Genomic DNA, 15241 nt, shown 5'->3' with positions numbered 1-15241 from the left:
CCCCAGTGAAGTTCACCGTCGGCGTCGCCATGACACCGCTCGACCAGTTACCCGGTATCGCGCAGACCGCCGAGCAGTGCGGCTTCTCGTCGATCGCACTGCCGGATTCCCTGTTCTACATGGAGAAGCAGACCGTCGACTATCCGTACACACCGGATGGGTCGCGGATGTGGACGGCCGACACGCCGTGGGTGGACCCGTTGATCGCCGCAGCTGCGATGGGGGCAGCTACGTCGACCATCGGGTTCTACACCCAGGTGCTCAAACTCGGCTCCCGCAACCCGGTCCTGCTTGCCCGTCAGGTCGGCTCGGTCGCAAATCTCACGGGGAACCGGTTCGGTCTCGGCGTCGGGATCGGTTGGGCTCCTGAAGAGTTCGACTGGTGTGGGGTTCCGTATGCGAAGCGGGGCAAGCGGGTCGACGAGATGATCGATGTACTGAAGCTGATCCTCGACGGCGGGATGGTCGAGCATCACGGTGAGTTCTACGATTTCGACAAACTCCAGATGAGTCCCGCCCCCAGCAAACCGGTACCCCTCTACGTAGGTGGGCACACCGACGTAGCGCTGCGCCGCGCGGCGAGAGTCGGCGACGGCTGGACGTCGGCGATGATCAAGTTCGACGATCTGGTTTCGGTGATCGACCGGCTTCGGACGCTGCGTAGTGAATACGGCCGCAGCGACACACCCTTCGAGATCCAGACGGTCTGCATCGACAGGTTCGGCTCGTCCGGGTACGCCGAACTCGCCGACGCCGGTGTCACCGACAGCATCGTGGTGCCGTGGATATTCGACGGCCACGGATTCGACTCTCCGCTCGAAGCGAAGCAGGAATCGATGCGGACGTTCGCCGACAAGTTCATCCACGGGAAGGTCACAGCATGAGCGAGGAACATCCCGCACGCATCGCAGCGCGCGCATCGCAGACCGCCGCGAGCAGCAAGCGTAAGGACGAGTGGCTCGCATTGTTCGCCGACGATGCCTGTGTCGAGGATCCAGTCGGTCCGTCGGGTTTCGATCCGGAAGGTAAAGGACATCACGGGATCGAGGCGATCGCGAAGTTCTACGACATGACGATCGCGAACACCGACAGTCTCGAATTCCTCGTCGACGACGTGCTGGTGTGCGGCGACGAGTGCGTCAACATCGGCACCATTCGCACCACGATGGCCGGCAACATCATCGACGCCGAGGGCGCGTTCGTGTATCGGGTGAACGACGCAGGCAAGATCGTGTCGCTGCGCGCATTCTGGGAGGTCGATCGAGCAATGAAGACGGTGCGTCCGGCCCCGTAGAGTCGGGGTATGGGTACTGCCGGGATCGTGCTCGCTGCTGGGGACGGCTCACGGTTGGGTGGACGGGCCAAGGCCCTGCTCTCCCACCGGGGCCGTCCCCTGCTGCATTCTGTCATCGACGCTCTCGAACACGGCGGGTGTGACGAGGCGATCGTGGTGGTCGGCGCATACGCCGACGAGGTGGCCGCGGCATGCCCGCCCGGCGTGACGGTGGCACGGAACTCCCGATGGGAGGAGGGCATGTCGACGTCGCTTCGGTGCGGGGTCGACGCCGCCGGCGGCGCGGACGTGATCGCGTTGACGGTCGTGGACTTCCCGGGCATCACCGCCGAGCTGGTACACGCAGCACTGATGGCGCACGAGGCAGGAACCGTGACGCTGCCGATATTCGCCGACCTACCGGGCCATCCCGTCGTCTTCGATCTCGCCGACGCCATTGAGGCAGCTCAGCAGGCAACCGGCGACGAGGGCGCCCGATCGTTCCTCTCCCGCAACCGCGGCCGCGTCCGACGACTGGACTGCACGGGTCTCGCGGACGTCGGTGACATCGACACTGTCGACGACCTGCGCCGGTTGAACTGACTCTCCCGTTACCGATCCACGCACACAGGAATAATTAATTGACTTACTAGTCGATCAATTATTAACCTGAGGTCATGGCCCGCACCGCAGACCCCGAACTGCAAGCGCAACGCCGCGCCACCATCACCGACGCTGCTGCCGCGCTCTTCGCCGAACGCGGCTACGACGCAACACCTGTCACCGCGATCGCGAAGATCGCAGGCGTCAGTTCGGGCACAGTGTTCCACTACTTCGGCGACAAACGCGGGGTCTTCCGAGCAATCTTCGAGCGCGACATCCCGGAGGCACGGGCGATGGTCGAACGCTACCGAGATGCCGAAGATCCCCTCGCGGCGATACTCGACACCGTCACCGAACTGGTCGAACCCGCCTCCGACCCACTCGCCGCAGGACTCGTGATCGAGGTGATACGGCAGGTGTCGCACGACCCACAACTCGCCGCTGTCCTCGACGAGACGGACGCCATTGTGAACCAAGGGCTCAGCGACCTTCTTCGTCGCGCACACGCCCGGATCGACCCCTTGCTCGACCCGGACATGACCGCCACCTGGATCCGCGCGATCACAGATTCAGCGTTTCTCTACGCAGACAACCCGGCCGCCAGAGCACCCGTGGATACCGTGCGGACGATCATCCACCGCTATCTCACCGGACACCGAGGAGCGACATCGTGACCACAATACGGGACGACGCAACGAAAATTTCGGCTTCCTGGGCAATCCCCGCCGTGGTGGCAGTGGTCTGCACCCTGATCGGCATCGGGCTCGGCTTCGCCGCTCCCCCGATCTGCCGCTGGGCGGTCGACACCCTGCCGGCAGTCCCCGGGCCGGTCGAACTCCTCGCGGAGGTCACCACGGCGTGGTCGCTCCCGATCCTGACCATCGCCGGAATCATCGGAGGCGCGATTCTCGCCATGATCACCATCGGTGAATCACTCACCATCACAGTCGATTCCGACGGCGTACTGCTCGAACAGGACGACGACGCACTCTATGTTGCGCGAGCAAAGATCGTCGATGTCCACCGCGAGGAGAACGACCTGGTCCTCACCGATGCCGACGAACGCGAACTGTCCCGCCGCGGCCTCGGCGACCTCAACCGCGCTGCCGTCGCTCGCGCATTCAGCACCCATGGATATCCGTGGACGGACACACCGATGAGGACGAGCACCTTCACCCGGTGGGTCGACGGCGACCCCGCCCTCGAGGATGCGACCCACGACCTACTGCGCGAACGACGTACCGCGCTCTCCCGCGGGGAATCCCATGTGGCCCAGCGACTCCATGGAACACTGCAGGAACGCGGTATCGTCGTTCGCGATCGCAACAAGCGTCAGGAATACCGCCGGATCAGTGCTTGACCGGGCATCCACCCTGGGTCTTGTAGTCGACCTGGAACTCCTTGATGCCGTTGAGCCACGCAGACCGCAGACGCTGCGGATCGCCAACCTTCGTGATATCCGGGATGTGGTCGGCAATCGCATTGAAGATCAGGTCGATCTCCATGCGCGCGAGGTTGGCGCCGAGGCAGTAGTGCGCACCCGTGCCACCGAATGACAGGTGCGGGTTGGGATCCCGCAGGATGTCGAACGTCCGCGGGTTCTCGAAGACCTCTTCGTCGTTGTTGGCCGACGCGTACAACATCACGACGCGGTCGTCCTTCTTGATCGTCTGCCCACCGAGTTCGGTGTCTTCGAGCGCAGTGCGCTGGAACGAGGTCACCGGGGTAGCCCAGCGGATGATCTCGTCGGCGGCCGTCTTGGGGCGGTCTCGCTTGTAGATCTCCCACTGCTCGGGGTGCTCGATGAACGCCACCATGCCGTGGGTGATCGCGTTGCGGGTGGTCTCGTTACCCGCAACCGCCAGCACGATGAAGAAGAAGCCGAATTCTTCGGGCAGGAGCTCGTCGCCGTCGATGTCGGCCTCGATGAGGGTGGTGACGATGTCGTCGGCCGGATTCGCCTTGCGCTCTGCGGCCATCTGGTAGGCGTAGCCGAGCACCTCCATCGACGCCTCGGCCGGATCCGCGGTGTTCTCGGGATCGTCGTAACCCGTCATCTGGTTGGACCACTCGAAGATCTTCGCGCGATCGTCCTGGGGCACACCGATGAGGTCGGCGATGGCCTGCAGCGGGAGTTCGGCCGCGATCTGGGTGACGAAATCGCCCTGCGCTTCCCGGCATGCTTCCGCCACGATCGTGCGGGCACGCGAATCGAGTTCTTCGCGAAGACCGTTGATGGCGCGCGGTGTGAAGCCGCGTGCCACGAGCTTGCGGAGTTTGGTGTGCTCGGGAGCATCCTTGTTGAGCAGGATGTGGCGTTGAAGTTCGATGGCCTCGCGCGGCATGTCGTCGTTGAAGCGCGGAACTGCGGTGTTCACCCAGTTGGAGAACACATCGCTCCGGCGGGACACTTCGCGGACCTCTTCGTGGCGAGACACCACCCAGAAGCCCTCGTCGTGAAAGCCGCCGACATCCGGCGACTTCTTGTTCCACCACACCGGTGCAGTCTTACGCAGTTCGGCGAACTCTTCGAACGGCATTCGCTCTGCGAAAAGATCGGGATCTGTGAAGTCGATACCTTCGGGGATGTTGGGCTGTGCCACCACTGAACCTCTCCTGCCCTTGCGTGGGATATCACGCTGTAATGTGGAACACGTTCTAGAATCATTGAATCACAGCGCGCGCGTGACGCCAAGGAATCCGTGCATCCAACCAGCGAGACCACGTCTTGCACCGTAGAATAACGTGTTCTACTTTTCGAGGTATCCAGGATTTCCCGAAAGGGCACACAGGAAGGAGCCCGTTGTGGGCACACCCGTCATCGTCGAGGCCGCACGAACCCCGATCGGCAAGCGCGGCGGATGGCTCGCGGGCCTTCACGCCGCCGAGATCCTCGGCGCAGCGCAGAGCGGGCTGATCGAGCGGGCCGGGATCGACCCGGAACTCGTCGAGCAGGTCATCGGCGGTTGCGTCACGCAGGCCGGCGCGCAGTCGAACAACATCACCCGTACCGCCTGGCTGCATGCCGGACTTCCGTGGCAGGTCGGTGCCACCACGATCGATTGCCAGTGTGGTTCCGCGCAGCAGGCCAATCACCTGATCGCGGGTCTCATCGCGACCGGCGCCATCGACACCGGAATCGCGTGCGGTATCGAGGCCATGACGCAGGTGCCGCTCGGCGCGAACGTCGGCGACCAGGCCGGACCCCGCCGTCCGGAATCATGGAACATCGACATGCCGAACCAGTTCGAGGCCGCCGAGCGAATCGCCCGCCGCCGTGGCATCACCCGTGCCGACGTCGACGCCCTCGGCGTGCGTTCCCAGGCCCTCGCGAAGCAGGCGTGGGACGAAGCGCGCTTCGAACGTGAAGTGCTGCAGGTCGTCGCACCCGTGGTCGACAAGGAAGGCAACCACACCGGTGAGAAGCAGACCGTCACCCGCGACCAGGGTCTGCGCGACACCTCACCTGAGTCCTTGGCAAAGTTGAAGCCCGTGCTCGACGGCGGCATCCACACCGCCGGCACCTCGTCGCAGATCTCCGACGGCGCTGCCGCAGTTCTCCTGATGGACGAGGACAAGGCGAAGGCGCTGGGGCTGACGCCGCGCGCACGCATCGTCTCGCAGGCACTCGTCGGCGCCGAGCCCGAGTTCCACCTCGACGGCCCCGTCCAGGCGACGTCGAAGGTGCTCGAGAAGTCCGGAATGAGCATCGGCGACCTGGACCTGTTCGAGGTCAACGAGGCTTTCGCATCGGTGCTGCTGTCATGGGCGCAGGTCCACGGTCCCGACATGGACAAGGTCAACGTCAACGGCGGCGCGATCGCGCTGGGCCACCCGGTCGGGTCGACGGGGTCGCGGCTGATCACCACAGCGCTGCACGAACTCGAGCGGCGCGACGCGTCGACCGCGCTGATCACGATGTGTGCGGGTGGCGCCCTCGCCACGGGCACCATCATCGAACGTATCTGACATGCCGGCCGCCGCAGCCCCCAAGGGACTAGATTCGAAGGCGACGTCCTCGATCATCAAATGGATGTCGCGGGGGAATGTCGCCCTCTACCGGGCCACCGGCGGCCGTCTCGGTGGTAAGTGGCGGGTGGGCAGCGCATTTCCCTGGGGTATCCCGGTGTGCCTGCTCACCACCATCGGCCGGAAGTCAGGGAAGCCGCGCACAGCGCCGCTGCTGTTCCTCGAAGACGGCGATACCGTGGTGCTTGTCGCATCCCAGGGCGGGCTGCCCAAGCACCCGCTGTGGTTCCGCAACATCGAGGCGAACCCCGAGGTGACCGTCCAGATCCGGTCGGACATCCGTCAGATGAAGGCGCGTGTCGCAACCGACGACGAACGGGCGCGTTACTGGCCGAAACTCACGGCGATGTACTCAGATTTCGACAACTACCAATCGTGGACCGAACGTGTCATCCCCGTGGTTGTCTGCGAATGATGTCGACCTCCCCCGACAGCCTCAGGAAGGGCGATACTGGGAACGGTCTTTCCATGCTCTCGAGAAGGGATGTCATCCGATGGCAACCACGAATCACGACCAGGCGCTCGATCGCCGCGAGATCGCGGCCGCGCTACTGCGGGCCCTCGAACGTCGTCACGAGGTACTCGACGCCATCGTCGAAAGCAACGATCGCGCCGCCGCCATCGCCACCGTCAGGTCGCTGCTCGATACCACCGATTTCTGCGCGGAAGCAGTGCTTGCCTTGCCGCTGGGCCGTCTGACGAAGGCCGAGCGCAAGAAGATCCGCGCGGAGCTCGATGATCTCGACGCGATCGTGAAGTGGACGACTGATGCGCGCCCGTACGCGACCGGGGAGCATTTCCGGCTGCGTCCGATCAGCGAGGATCCCGCGGACACCGACCTACTCAAGGCACGCTGCGCCGAGCAACTCGGCGACGGCAGCGACGAGACCGTGGAGACGGAGCGCCGGAAGGGCGCAGCACTGATGGACGACGAGTCGGGCATGTGGCTCGTCGCCGAGGACCTCTCCGGTGACGAGCCGAAAAAGATCGGTTTCGCGTTCGGTGAGCTCAGCGGTAATGAGGTGGAAGTGCGGATCTGGGTTCGCCCCGAGGCTCGCAAGCAGGGCTACGGCACTGCCGCGCTCAAGCAGGCGCGCGTCGAACTCGCGGCGTACTTCCCCGGCTCGACACTGATCATCCGCACACCCGCATAAGGCAGCTGCGCTGCCCGTGCGCGTTTCTGGTAGCCCGCGCTACCAGAAACGCGCACAGGGGGTTATGCGCCGTAGACCGGGGTCGGCGGCTCGGTGGAGGCGATGAGCTTCTCGACGACCGGTCCGAGTTCCTTCGGATCCCAGCGGTCGCCCTTGTCGACGGCCTCGCCGTGTCGCCAGCCGTCGGCCAGCGACACCTTGCCGCCTTCCGCCTCGAACACGCGTCCGGTGACATCCTTCGATTCGCTGCTGCCCAGCCACACGACGAGCGGCGAGACATTCTCGGGCGCCATGGCGTCGAATCCTTCGTCCGGCGCGGCCATCATCTCCGCCATCGCGCCGCCGGCCCCGACGGTCATCCGGGTGCGTGCGGAAGGTGCGATCGCGTTGACGGTGACGCCGTAACGACCGAACTCGGCGGCGGCCTGAATCGTCAGTGTCGTGATGCCGGCCTTGGCAGCGGCGTAGTTGCCCTGGCCGATGCTGCCCATCAGGCCGGCACCGGAGCTGGTGTTGATGATGCGGGCGTCGACCGGGTTACCGGCCTTCGACTCGGCACGCCAGTAGGTCATCGCGTGCCGCATCGGCGCGAAATGGCCCTTGAGGTGCACGCGGGTCACCGCGTCCCACTCCTGCTCGCTCATGTTCGCGAGCATGCGGTCGCGCAGGAAACCCGCGTTGTTGACGAGCACGTCGAGACGACCGAAGTTGTCGAGCGCCGTCTTGATGAGGTTCTCGGCGCCGGCCCAGTCTGCGACGTCGTCACCGTTGATGACGGCCTCACCACCGGCCGCCTTGATCTCGTCGACGACCTGCTCGGCTGGGGTCTCCCCCGTCGCGGAACCATCGGCGCCGGCACCGATGTCGTTGACGACGACCTTCGCGCCCTCGGCGGCGAAGGCCAGCGCGTGGGCGCGTCCGAGCCCACGTCCGGCCCCCGTCACGATGACGACGCGTCCGTCCAGCAGTCCACTCACTTTGTCTCCTTCGTTCGGGCCGCTGCCATGTAGGCAGGGCGTTCACCGCCGCCGTGGACGGTCAAAGTCGATCCGCTGACGTATGCCGACAGCGGCGAGGCCAGGAAGGCCGCAGAATTCCCGATGTCGTCGGGGGTGGCCAGACGCCCCAGCGGCACGGTCTCGCCGACCGCAGCGATTCCGGCGTCGTCGCCGTAGAACAGGTGCGACTGCTCGGTGTGCACCATGCCCACCACCACGGAGTTGACACGCACTTTCGGCGCCCATTCGACCGCGAGGGAGGCTCCGAGACTGTCGATTCCAGCCTTCGCCGCGCCGTACGCGGCGGTGCCGGGCGACGGGCGCGACCCGCTCACACTCGAGATGTTGACGATCGATCCACCGCCGTCCTGCGTCTGCATGACCGCGTTCGCGGCCTGCGCAACGAGCAATGGTGCGAGCAGGTTGAGCTCGACGATCTTCGCGTGGAACTTCGGGCTCGCGTCGGCTGCGAGTGCGTACGGGGAACCGCCGGCATTGTTGACGAGCGCGTCGAGGTGCCCGTGTCGTTCGACGAGGGTCGCCACCATGGCATGGACCTGGTCGGCATCGCGGACATCGCATGCGAGGAACTCCGCGGTGCGTCCGTCCACCTCGATCGGGTTCTCCGGTTCGTTGCGTGCGCACGTCACCACGGTCGCGCCTGCGCGGAGGAACACCCTGGTGATGCCCGCACCGACTCCTCGCACACCGCCGGTGACGAGTACTACTGCGCCGTCGAGTCCGAGATCCATCCTGCCTCCGCATCGATTCCTCACGGCTCCGATTGTGAGCCGTACCTGAAACTTACCAAGCAATCGCTTGGTTCGGTACTGCGGGCCCAGGGAAGTACCGAGCCGACGAACTCGGTACGCGGTCGATATGCGGGTCAGGACGAGCGAGGGCTCAGTTCGACGAGCAGCAGATCGCAGCTGCGCCGGATGTCTGCCTCCGTCTCGGCTGTGGTCGATCTGCCGTTGAGGAACGCGGTGATCACCCCGAACCAGAGCATCGACAGCAACCGCAGCAGGTCCTTGTCACGCTCGGTCGGATCGACGATACCGGCGGTGGCCAGCAGAATCCCCTGGAAGGCCGCCTCGATCTTGACCGTATCGGGCACCGCGGACGGCACCGCCGCGCTGTTGGACTGCAGCATCGCCAACGCGAGCGACGGATAGGCGACCAGTTCCCGGGTCATTCCGATCAACGCGTCGCAGATCGCGGCCTGCACCGACACAGGCGAATCGCTGACGGGCGTGTACCCCCTGAACCGCTCAAGGCGATCGAGCATCACCCCGACGAACAGGTGGGTCTTCGACGGGAAATAGCGGTACAGCGTGCCGATCGCGACACCGGCCCGTTTCGCGACCTCGGTCATCTGCACGCGCGGCAGGTCGAATTCCGTCGCCAGGTGAGCCGCCGCGTCGAGAATGCGCTCGTGCCGGTCGCGCTGCTCGGCCGATGTGGGTTCGGCCCCGTCTCGCGCCACCCCGATCCTGGGCATCGACAACTCTCCCTTCTGTACCGATCGACCTGCCGTGCTGATCTGCACTGACGATCGGCATCGATTGTCCCACCGAGGGGACGATCACCGTTATCGCGCCCACTCCCGCACACTGAGATCCATCATCGGACGGGACGCTTCGCCGTCAACGTGCTCGGTGCAGAACAGTGCGCCCTGTGCGTTCGGTGAAGTCAGACCAGGTTGTCTTCGACCGGAAGCCCGAACGCGGCCCGGCCGTATTGCGCCAGTGCGCGTTCCGGCTCGTTGGCGACGTGCACGCTTCCTGCGTGAGCGTCGCGCCAGGCACGCTGCACGATGTTTCCCAGGAACAGCGACGAACCGCCTGACGTCTTGAACAACAGGTCGATCGCCTCGACGGCGCGTTCAGTCGCCCGCACCTGGTCGCGGCGGGTACGAGCGCGCAGCAGCATCGGGATCTCCCGGCCATCGACCGCATGCTCCCACAGTTCGCGCAGGTTTCGGGTGAGCTGCAAGATCGCCGCGTCGATCTCGGAAGCAGCGCGCCCCACCGACGTCTGCGCGAACGGGTCATCGACGAATCGTCCACCACCCAGGCTCAATCGGACACGTTCGCGCATCGCGGCGAGGTAGTGCTCGTAGCAACCGTCGACAACTCCGACGACAGGCATGCTCACCGCCGTGCCGAACAATGCGCCGAACGGAAGCCGGTACAACGGACCGGTGTTGACCTTCTGGCCGGGCCCACACAGGTTCGCTGTCTCGAAGTTGCTCTTGACCCGGTACTCCGGCACGAACGCCCGTTCGACGGTGATCTCGTTGCTACAGGTGCCGCGCATCCCGATCACGTTCCACACGTCGCGGATCCCGTAGTCGGTGCGCGGCACAAGTACGGTCATGAAGTCGACGGGTCGACCTTCCGGCCCGGTGACGACGGCGCCGAGCAACGCCCATGACGCGTATTCGCAGCCGGATGAGAACAGCCAAGTGCCGGAGAGTTCGTAGCCACCGTCCACCGGGATCAGCTGCCCGACGGGCGCGTATGCCGAACTCACGAGCTCCGACGGGTCGTCACCCCACACGTCGTGCTGTGCGCGGTCGTCGAACAACGCGAGGTGCCACGGATGGACACCGAGCACCGAGGTGACCCATCCGGTCGAACCGCACGCCGCAGATATCTCCCGCACCACCTCGTAGAACCGGACCGGGTCGCTCTCGGTACCGCCGTAGCGGCGCGGCTGCAGCATCCGAACCACCCCGGTCGCGGCAAGCGCGTCGACTACGGCGTCGGGAACCCGTCTCGTCTCGTCGATCGTGGCGGCCCTGCCGGCGATGTCCGGAAGCAACGCACGTACCGCCGTCAGTATGTCGTTGCTCATCTCGAACTCCTGTGGGTGAAACGGACGATGCCACGCCGCGCAGCGGTCGTGGCATCGTCGGGTACAGCATCGGGTCGTGCTGGATCAGCCCTGCTTCGGTGGCGTGAACGCCGCGAGCGGCTCCGATTCGGACCAGTCGTGGCCCCAATAGCTATCGGCTGTGATTTCTTCTGCGGTGTAAAAGCTTTCGTCGACGAGCATGCCTTCAGTGCCGAACTCGATGTCCCAGCCTCCCGGAGCGCGCACGTAGAACGACACCATCTTGTCGTTCGTGTGCCGGCCGAGAGTCGACGAGATCGAGAAACCCAGCTTCCGGACGCGATCGAGCGCCTGTCCGACGGCGTCGAGGGTGTCAACCTCGAGCATCAGGTGCACGAGACCGGGTTCGTCGCCCGGAGGCGCCGGGCACATCGCCAGACTGTGGTGCCGACGGTTCACGCCGAGGAAACGTACCCGGCGCACCGGCGGCGGCGCCGACGGCCCGCCGAGGCGGATGGCGCCACGCGGAAGGAATCCGAGTACCTCGGTGTAGAAGGCGTATTCGGGGTCGAAGTTCGTCACGGGCAGCACGACGTGGCCGAGACCCTCGTCGCCCGTGTGGAAACGGCCGCCGAACGGGGTGACGATCGGGCTGTGGTCGAGGACGGGTCCGAAGAAGACCTCGACACGATTTCCGGCCGGGTCGTCGAACGCGATGACCTGTTCCGCGTCTCGGTAGGTCGCCTCCTCCTCCGACAGGAGCTGGACCTCGACGCCGGCTTTCTCGACGGCTTCGCGCACACGCTGCAGTGCGAACTGATCGCGCACTTCCCAGCCGACAGCGAGCGCCTTGTCGGTGTCGCCGGGCAGCACGATCAGGCGTGCCCGACGCTCGTCGATCCGCAGGTACAGACCGTCTTCCTCGGGCCCGCTGCCGACCGCCATACCGAGCCCGTCGACGACGAGCTCGCGCCACCGCGGAATGTCTGTGGTCTGGATCCTGAGATAGCCCAGGCCCCGGATATCCGTCATGTCCGAATATTCCTTCGCAGTTGTGGTTTCGAGGTTCTCAAATCATTCCGCGCATCGCACCCTGGGGTTCTCCACCGAGTTGCGTGAGCGTTGCCGCGTGGAAGATCGAACCGGGTACGTGAATCGCGTGGCTCAGACCCGCGTGCGCATCGCGCCAGAAGCGCTGCAGTGGATTGGTCAGCTGAAGGGCACCACCCCCCGCGCGGGAGAAGATCTCGTCGACGGCGCGCACCGCACGCCACGCAGCCGCGGTCTGGGTCCGCCGGCCGATTGCCCGCTGATCGAACGTGACCTCCTGGCCTTTCTCCGTCATGTCCCAGAACCTGTCGACGGTCTCGAGCAGCGCTGCGCGCGACGCCGCGATCTCGGCCGCCGCGTCACCGAGCGCCGACAGCACGTAGGGGTCCTGCTTGATCGCCGTTCCGGTGACCGTGACACGCTCGCGTTGTGTCTCGATGTAGCTGTCGAGCGCGCCCTGCGCGATGCCCACCAACGACGACGTGATGCCGAGCGGGAAGATGCACGAGAACGGGAACTTGTAGAGCGTCTCCTCCCGGCCCGCGTCCTTCCACGCGACACCGCCCATGACACGTTCAGCAGACAAGGTGCGGTACTCGGGCAGGAAGGCGTCCTTGACGATCAGGTCCTTCGAACCCGTGCCGCGCAGGCCGACGACGTTCCAGCTGTCCTGGTCGATCTCGTAGTCCGACCGCGGGAGCAGGACGTGCAGGGCCTGCGGCGGGGTCAGTCGGTTGCCGTCCTTGTCGCCGATGGCCGCACCGATCATGACCCACTGGCAGTGGTCGGTGCCCGACGAGAACGACCAGCGGCCGTTGAGGATGTACCCGCCGTCGACGGGCGTGGCAACACCCATCGGGGCGTAGGGCGATGCGATCCAGGTGTCGGGGTCGTCGCCCCAGACCTCCTGCTGTGCCTTCCGATCGAAGAAGGCCATCTCCCACGGGTGCACCCCGACGATGCCACTGACCCAACCGGTGGCTCCGTCCATCGCGCCGATTGCCATGGCAGTTTCGGCGAATTCGCGAGGGTGCGCCTCCAAACCGCCGAACTCCTTGGGCTGCAGCATCCGGATGACACCGGCGTCCTTGAGCCGCTTGGCGCTGCGGTCGGTCAGGCGCATGAGCTGGTCGCCTTCTGCACCGTCGGCACGGATCTCGTCGGCGAACGGCGAGATGGAGTCGAGAACCTGTCCCATTTTCTCTCCAGCTTTCTGATGTGGCGCCCGGAGCTGCCCGGGCGAGGTCTTGTCAGGCCGCTTACCGTCTCGACCTGGCTACGGGGCGAGCAGAGCGACGGGGGATGATGGCTTCTACGGTGGAGGATCAGCGACCGTTGTGTGCGAAATTTCCGCTCAGCGGGAGTTCCACGAGCCGACCGATGCCCGGCAGATCATGCGTCGTTCCGCTTCAGGAACGCGAGGACGGTTGCCAGCCATGCCTCGCGGGCTTCGATCATGGCCCAGTGCCCGCAGTTCGGGAAGATGTGCAGCTCGCCGTGTGCCAGCTCCCGCATCGGCATCATCGCCATGTCGACCGGGCTGACACGGTCGTCGCGACCCCAGGTGAGCAGCGTGGGGACCTTGATCTTCCCGAGCTGCGCCCAGTACGGCGTCTCGTTCGAGGCAGCGGCGGCGCGAGCTCCCGCCTTGAACGCCTCGGTGCCGTACATGCGACGGGCGATCTCGAGAGTCTTCGGTTCCGTGGCCAGGGCCCAGCGCTCCTCGATGAGTTCCTCGGTGACGATCGCCGGATCGAAGACCATCGAACGCAGCCAGCGAACCAGCTTCTCGCGGGTCGGGTCGTCGGTGAACTCCATGAGCAACCGGATGCCCTCACCCGGCGTGGGTGCGAACACGGAGCGGCCGGTGCCGCCGATCGTGACGAGCTTGTTGACTCGCTCGGGTTCGGTGAGAGCGAACTGGGTTGCGACGATGCCGCCCATCGAGTTGCCGATGATCGCGACGTCGGACAGGCCGAGCCCGTCGAGGAAGTCCTTGACCGCGAACTTGGCCATCGCCATGGGGTGCCCGTCGCACGGATCGCTGACGCCGAAGCCGGGGAACTCCAGGACGAGGCAACGGTAGTGTTCCGCGAAGTCGGCGAGGACTCCGCGGTAGTTCCGCCATCCCGTCACGCCCGGGCCCGAGCCGTGCAGCAACAGGAGCGGCGGGCCGTCGCCGGCTTCGTGATAGCGGAGAACTCCGCGATCGGTTGCGAGCTCGCGTGCGGTGCCTTCTTGCGTCAGTTCCGTCGTCATATCCTCGACATTTCCAGTGATACCGTTCACAATGCGCCGGAGTTCCCGTTCAACGAGACGATTTCATTCACATCCACCGCCCGGGTCGGGCCTTACATCCACCGACCGGATTGGGTCGTGACCAAGCGCTCCATCGCTTGCGGCGACCACGACCGAGTGGGCTCGGCCGCGGCGCGGCGGGCACGTCGCGGTGTTCCTAGTTCGGGATGCAGGATGCGGGAGATGTCGCGGGCGGCGTCGGCGACCAGTGGCGCGACACGCTCGAGATGCCCGGGGCGCGCGGGCCCGCACAGGGAGATGCCCGCGACCGGACCGACCGGACTGCGCACGGCTGCACCTACGCATGCCATGCCGTTCTGGGCTTCACCGGTTTCGAAGGCCAGTCCGTGGCGCTGCCTGATGCGGCCGAGTTCCTGATGGAGGGTGGCGAGGTCGGGGATCGTTCGTTCGGTGCGACGCACGAGGTGGGTGTCGTAGAACGCGTCGACCTGCTCGGGCTCGAGGCCTGCAAGGACTGCCTTTCCGCACGCGGTGATGTACGCGGGGACGCGTCCACCTACGCGGGAGGTGAGTGTGGCAGCGAGTTGCCCACCGATCTTGTCGAGGTAGATGCAGTCGCCGCGGTCGAGAATGGCGAGGTGCGCGACCATGCCGGTCTGCAGATGGAGTTCGTGGAGGAGCGGTGCCGCGGCCTCACGGATGCGACTGTGACCGTTGTCGCTTGCGCCGAGCGACTTCGCACGGCGCCCGAGGCAGTAGCCGAACGAAGCGTGGTCGACCCATTCGAGGCGGACCATCTGGTCGAGGATGCGGTGGACGGTCGAGCGGGGCAGACCGGTGCGGCATGCCACCTCTTCGAGGGTCAGGCGCGAACCCGCACCGTCGAATGCATCGAGGATCAGCGTCATGCGCTCGACCATCGACGCCGGAAGCTCACGCTTGGACTCCGACGTGCTCTGCGCGGTGGAGTCCGACGCTTCAACGGCCTGCATCTCTGCAAACTGGACCATCGTTTCTTCCTCTCCGAAATTTGCTTC

The 15241-nt window shown here is 65.5% G+C and carries 17 protein-coding genes; 8 read left to right on the top strand and 9 right to left on the bottom strand.

From position 1 onward, the window contains the following. The first annotated feature begins 5 nt into the window (after positions 1-5). From ACZI8W_RS03630 to ACZI8W_RS03610, 5 genes are all read left to right on the top strand, one after another. The gene (locus ACZI8W_RS03630; RefSeq protein ID WP_463367125.1) at positions 6-884 is read left to right on the top strand and encodes a TIGR03619 family F420-dependent LLM class oxidoreductase; all 879 of its coding nucleotides are present in this window, start codon (positions 6-8) and stop codon (positions 882-884) included. Then, positions 881-1294 (top strand): nuclear transport factor 2 family protein, encoded by a 414-nt coding sequence (locus tag ACZI8W_RS03625; protein ID WP_463367124.1) that lies wholly within the window; start codon positions 881-883, stop codon positions 1292-1294. Before ACZI8W_RS03630 ends, ACZI8W_RS03625 begins: the two co-directional genes overlap by 4 nt. A gap of 9 nt (positions 1295-1303) precedes the next feature. Continuing rightward, positions 1304-1876: a nucleotidyltransferase family protein gene (locus tag ACZI8W_RS03620; protein ID WP_463367123.1), complete on the top strand. Its 573-nt coding sequence runs from the start codon at positions 1304-1306 to the stop codon at positions 1874-1876. Positions 1877-1950: 74 nt separating this feature from the next. Further along, positions 1951-2550 (top strand): TetR/AcrR family transcriptional regulator, encoded by a 600-nt coding sequence (locus ACZI8W_RS03615; RefSeq protein ID WP_463367122.1) that lies wholly within the window; start codon positions 1951-1953, stop codon positions 2548-2550. Then, the gene (locus tag ACZI8W_RS03610; RefSeq protein WP_463367121.1) at positions 2547-3236 is read left to right on the top strand and encodes a YqeB family protein; all 690 of its coding nucleotides are present in this window, start codon (positions 2547-2549) and stop codon (positions 3234-3236) included. The genes ACZI8W_RS03615 and ACZI8W_RS03610 overlap by 4 nt, the downstream gene beginning before the upstream one ends. Here ACZI8W_RS03610 and ACZI8W_RS03605 read toward each other — a convergent pair. Beyond that, complete coding sequence (locus ACZI8W_RS03605; protein WP_463367120.1) at positions 3226-4479, bottom strand: cytochrome P450; 1254 nt, start codon at positions 4477-4479, stop codon at positions 3226-3228. The two genes, ACZI8W_RS03610 and ACZI8W_RS03605, sit on opposite strands and share 11 nt — an antisense overlap. 202 nt (positions 4480-4681) lie before the next feature. Here ACZI8W_RS03605 and ACZI8W_RS03600 point away from each other — a divergent pair, with 202 nt between their 5' ends. The 3 genes from ACZI8W_RS03600 (at position 4682) to ACZI8W_RS03590 (ending at position 7059) form a co-directional block, all read left to right on the top strand. Next, positions 4682-5845: a steroid 3-ketoacyl-CoA thiolase gene (locus ACZI8W_RS03600; RefSeq protein WP_463367119.1), complete on the top strand. Its 1164-nt coding sequence runs from the start codon at positions 4682-4684 to the stop codon at positions 5843-5845. A gap of 1 nt (position 5846) precedes the next feature. Further along, the gene (locus ACZI8W_RS03595) at positions 5847-6320 is read left to right on the top strand and encodes a nitroreductase family deazaflavin-dependent oxidoreductase (protein WP_463367118.1); all 474 of its coding nucleotides are present in this window, start codon (positions 5847-5849) and stop codon (positions 6318-6320) included. Between the two features lie 79 nt (positions 6321-6399). Further along, complete coding sequence (locus ACZI8W_RS03590; protein ID WP_463367117.1) at positions 6400-7059, top strand: GNAT family N-acetyltransferase; 660 nt, start codon at positions 6400-6402, stop codon at positions 7057-7059. Between the two features lie 62 nt (positions 7060-7121). On the opposite strand, the gene ACZI8W_RS03585 is transcribed toward ACZI8W_RS03590, so the two are convergent. From ACZI8W_RS03585 to ACZI8W_RS03550, 8 genes are all read right to left on the bottom strand, one after another. Beyond that, a complete protein-coding gene (locus tag ACZI8W_RS03585; protein WP_463367116.1) occupies positions 7122-8036 on the bottom strand; it encodes an SDR family oxidoreductase in 915 nt (304 codons plus the stop codon). Next, positions 8033-8809 carry an SDR family oxidoreductase gene (locus ACZI8W_RS03580; protein ID WP_463367115.1) on the bottom strand — a complete coding sequence of 259 codons (777 nt, stop codon included), beginning with the start codon at positions 8807-8809 and terminating at the stop codon, positions 8033-8035. The genes ACZI8W_RS03585 and ACZI8W_RS03580 overlap by 4 nt, the downstream gene beginning before the upstream one ends. Positions 8810-8943: 134 nt before the next feature. Beyond that, positions 8944-9558 carry a TetR/AcrR family transcriptional regulator gene (locus ACZI8W_RS03575; protein ID WP_463367114.1) on the bottom strand — a complete coding sequence of 205 codons (615 nt, stop codon included), beginning with the start codon at positions 9556-9558 and terminating at the stop codon, positions 8944-8946. Between the two features lie 191 nt (positions 9559-9749). After that, positions 9750-10916, bottom strand: coding sequence for a 3-hydroxy-9,10-secoandrosta-1,3,5(10)-triene-9,17-dione monooxygenase oxygenase subunit (hsaA, locus tag ACZI8W_RS03570; protein ID WP_463367113.1), 1167 nt, complete (start codon positions 10914-10916; stop codon positions 9750-9752). Positions 10917-11000: 84 nt separating this feature from the next. Next, a complete protein-coding gene (gene bphC, locus ACZI8W_RS03565; RefSeq protein WP_463367112.1) occupies positions 11001-11927 on the bottom strand; it encodes a biphenyl-2,3-diol 1,2-dioxygenase in 927 nt (308 codons plus the stop codon). 37 nt (positions 11928-11964) lie between these two features. Then, positions 11965-13143, bottom strand: coding sequence for an acyl-CoA dehydrogenase family protein (locus ACZI8W_RS03560; protein WP_463367111.1), 1179 nt, complete (start codon positions 13141-13143; stop codon positions 11965-11967). Between the two features lie 194 nt (positions 13144-13337). Then, positions 13338-14204 carry an alpha/beta fold hydrolase gene (locus tag ACZI8W_RS03555; protein WP_463367110.1) on the bottom strand — a complete coding sequence of 289 codons (867 nt, stop codon included), beginning with the start codon at positions 14202-14204 and terminating at the stop codon, positions 13338-13340. Positions 14205-14296: 92 nt separating this feature from the next. Next, entirely contained in the window at positions 14297-15196 is a 900-nt protein-coding gene (locus ACZI8W_RS03550; protein WP_463367530.1) for an IclR family transcriptional regulator, read from the bottom strand. Positions 15197-15241: the final 45 nt, after the last annotated feature.

The sequence above is a fragment of the Rhodococcus ruitaii genome, assembly GCF_055230935.1.
Note: the sequence above shows the minus strand (reverse complement) of the source record. Positions and strands in the feature narration are given on the sequence as shown.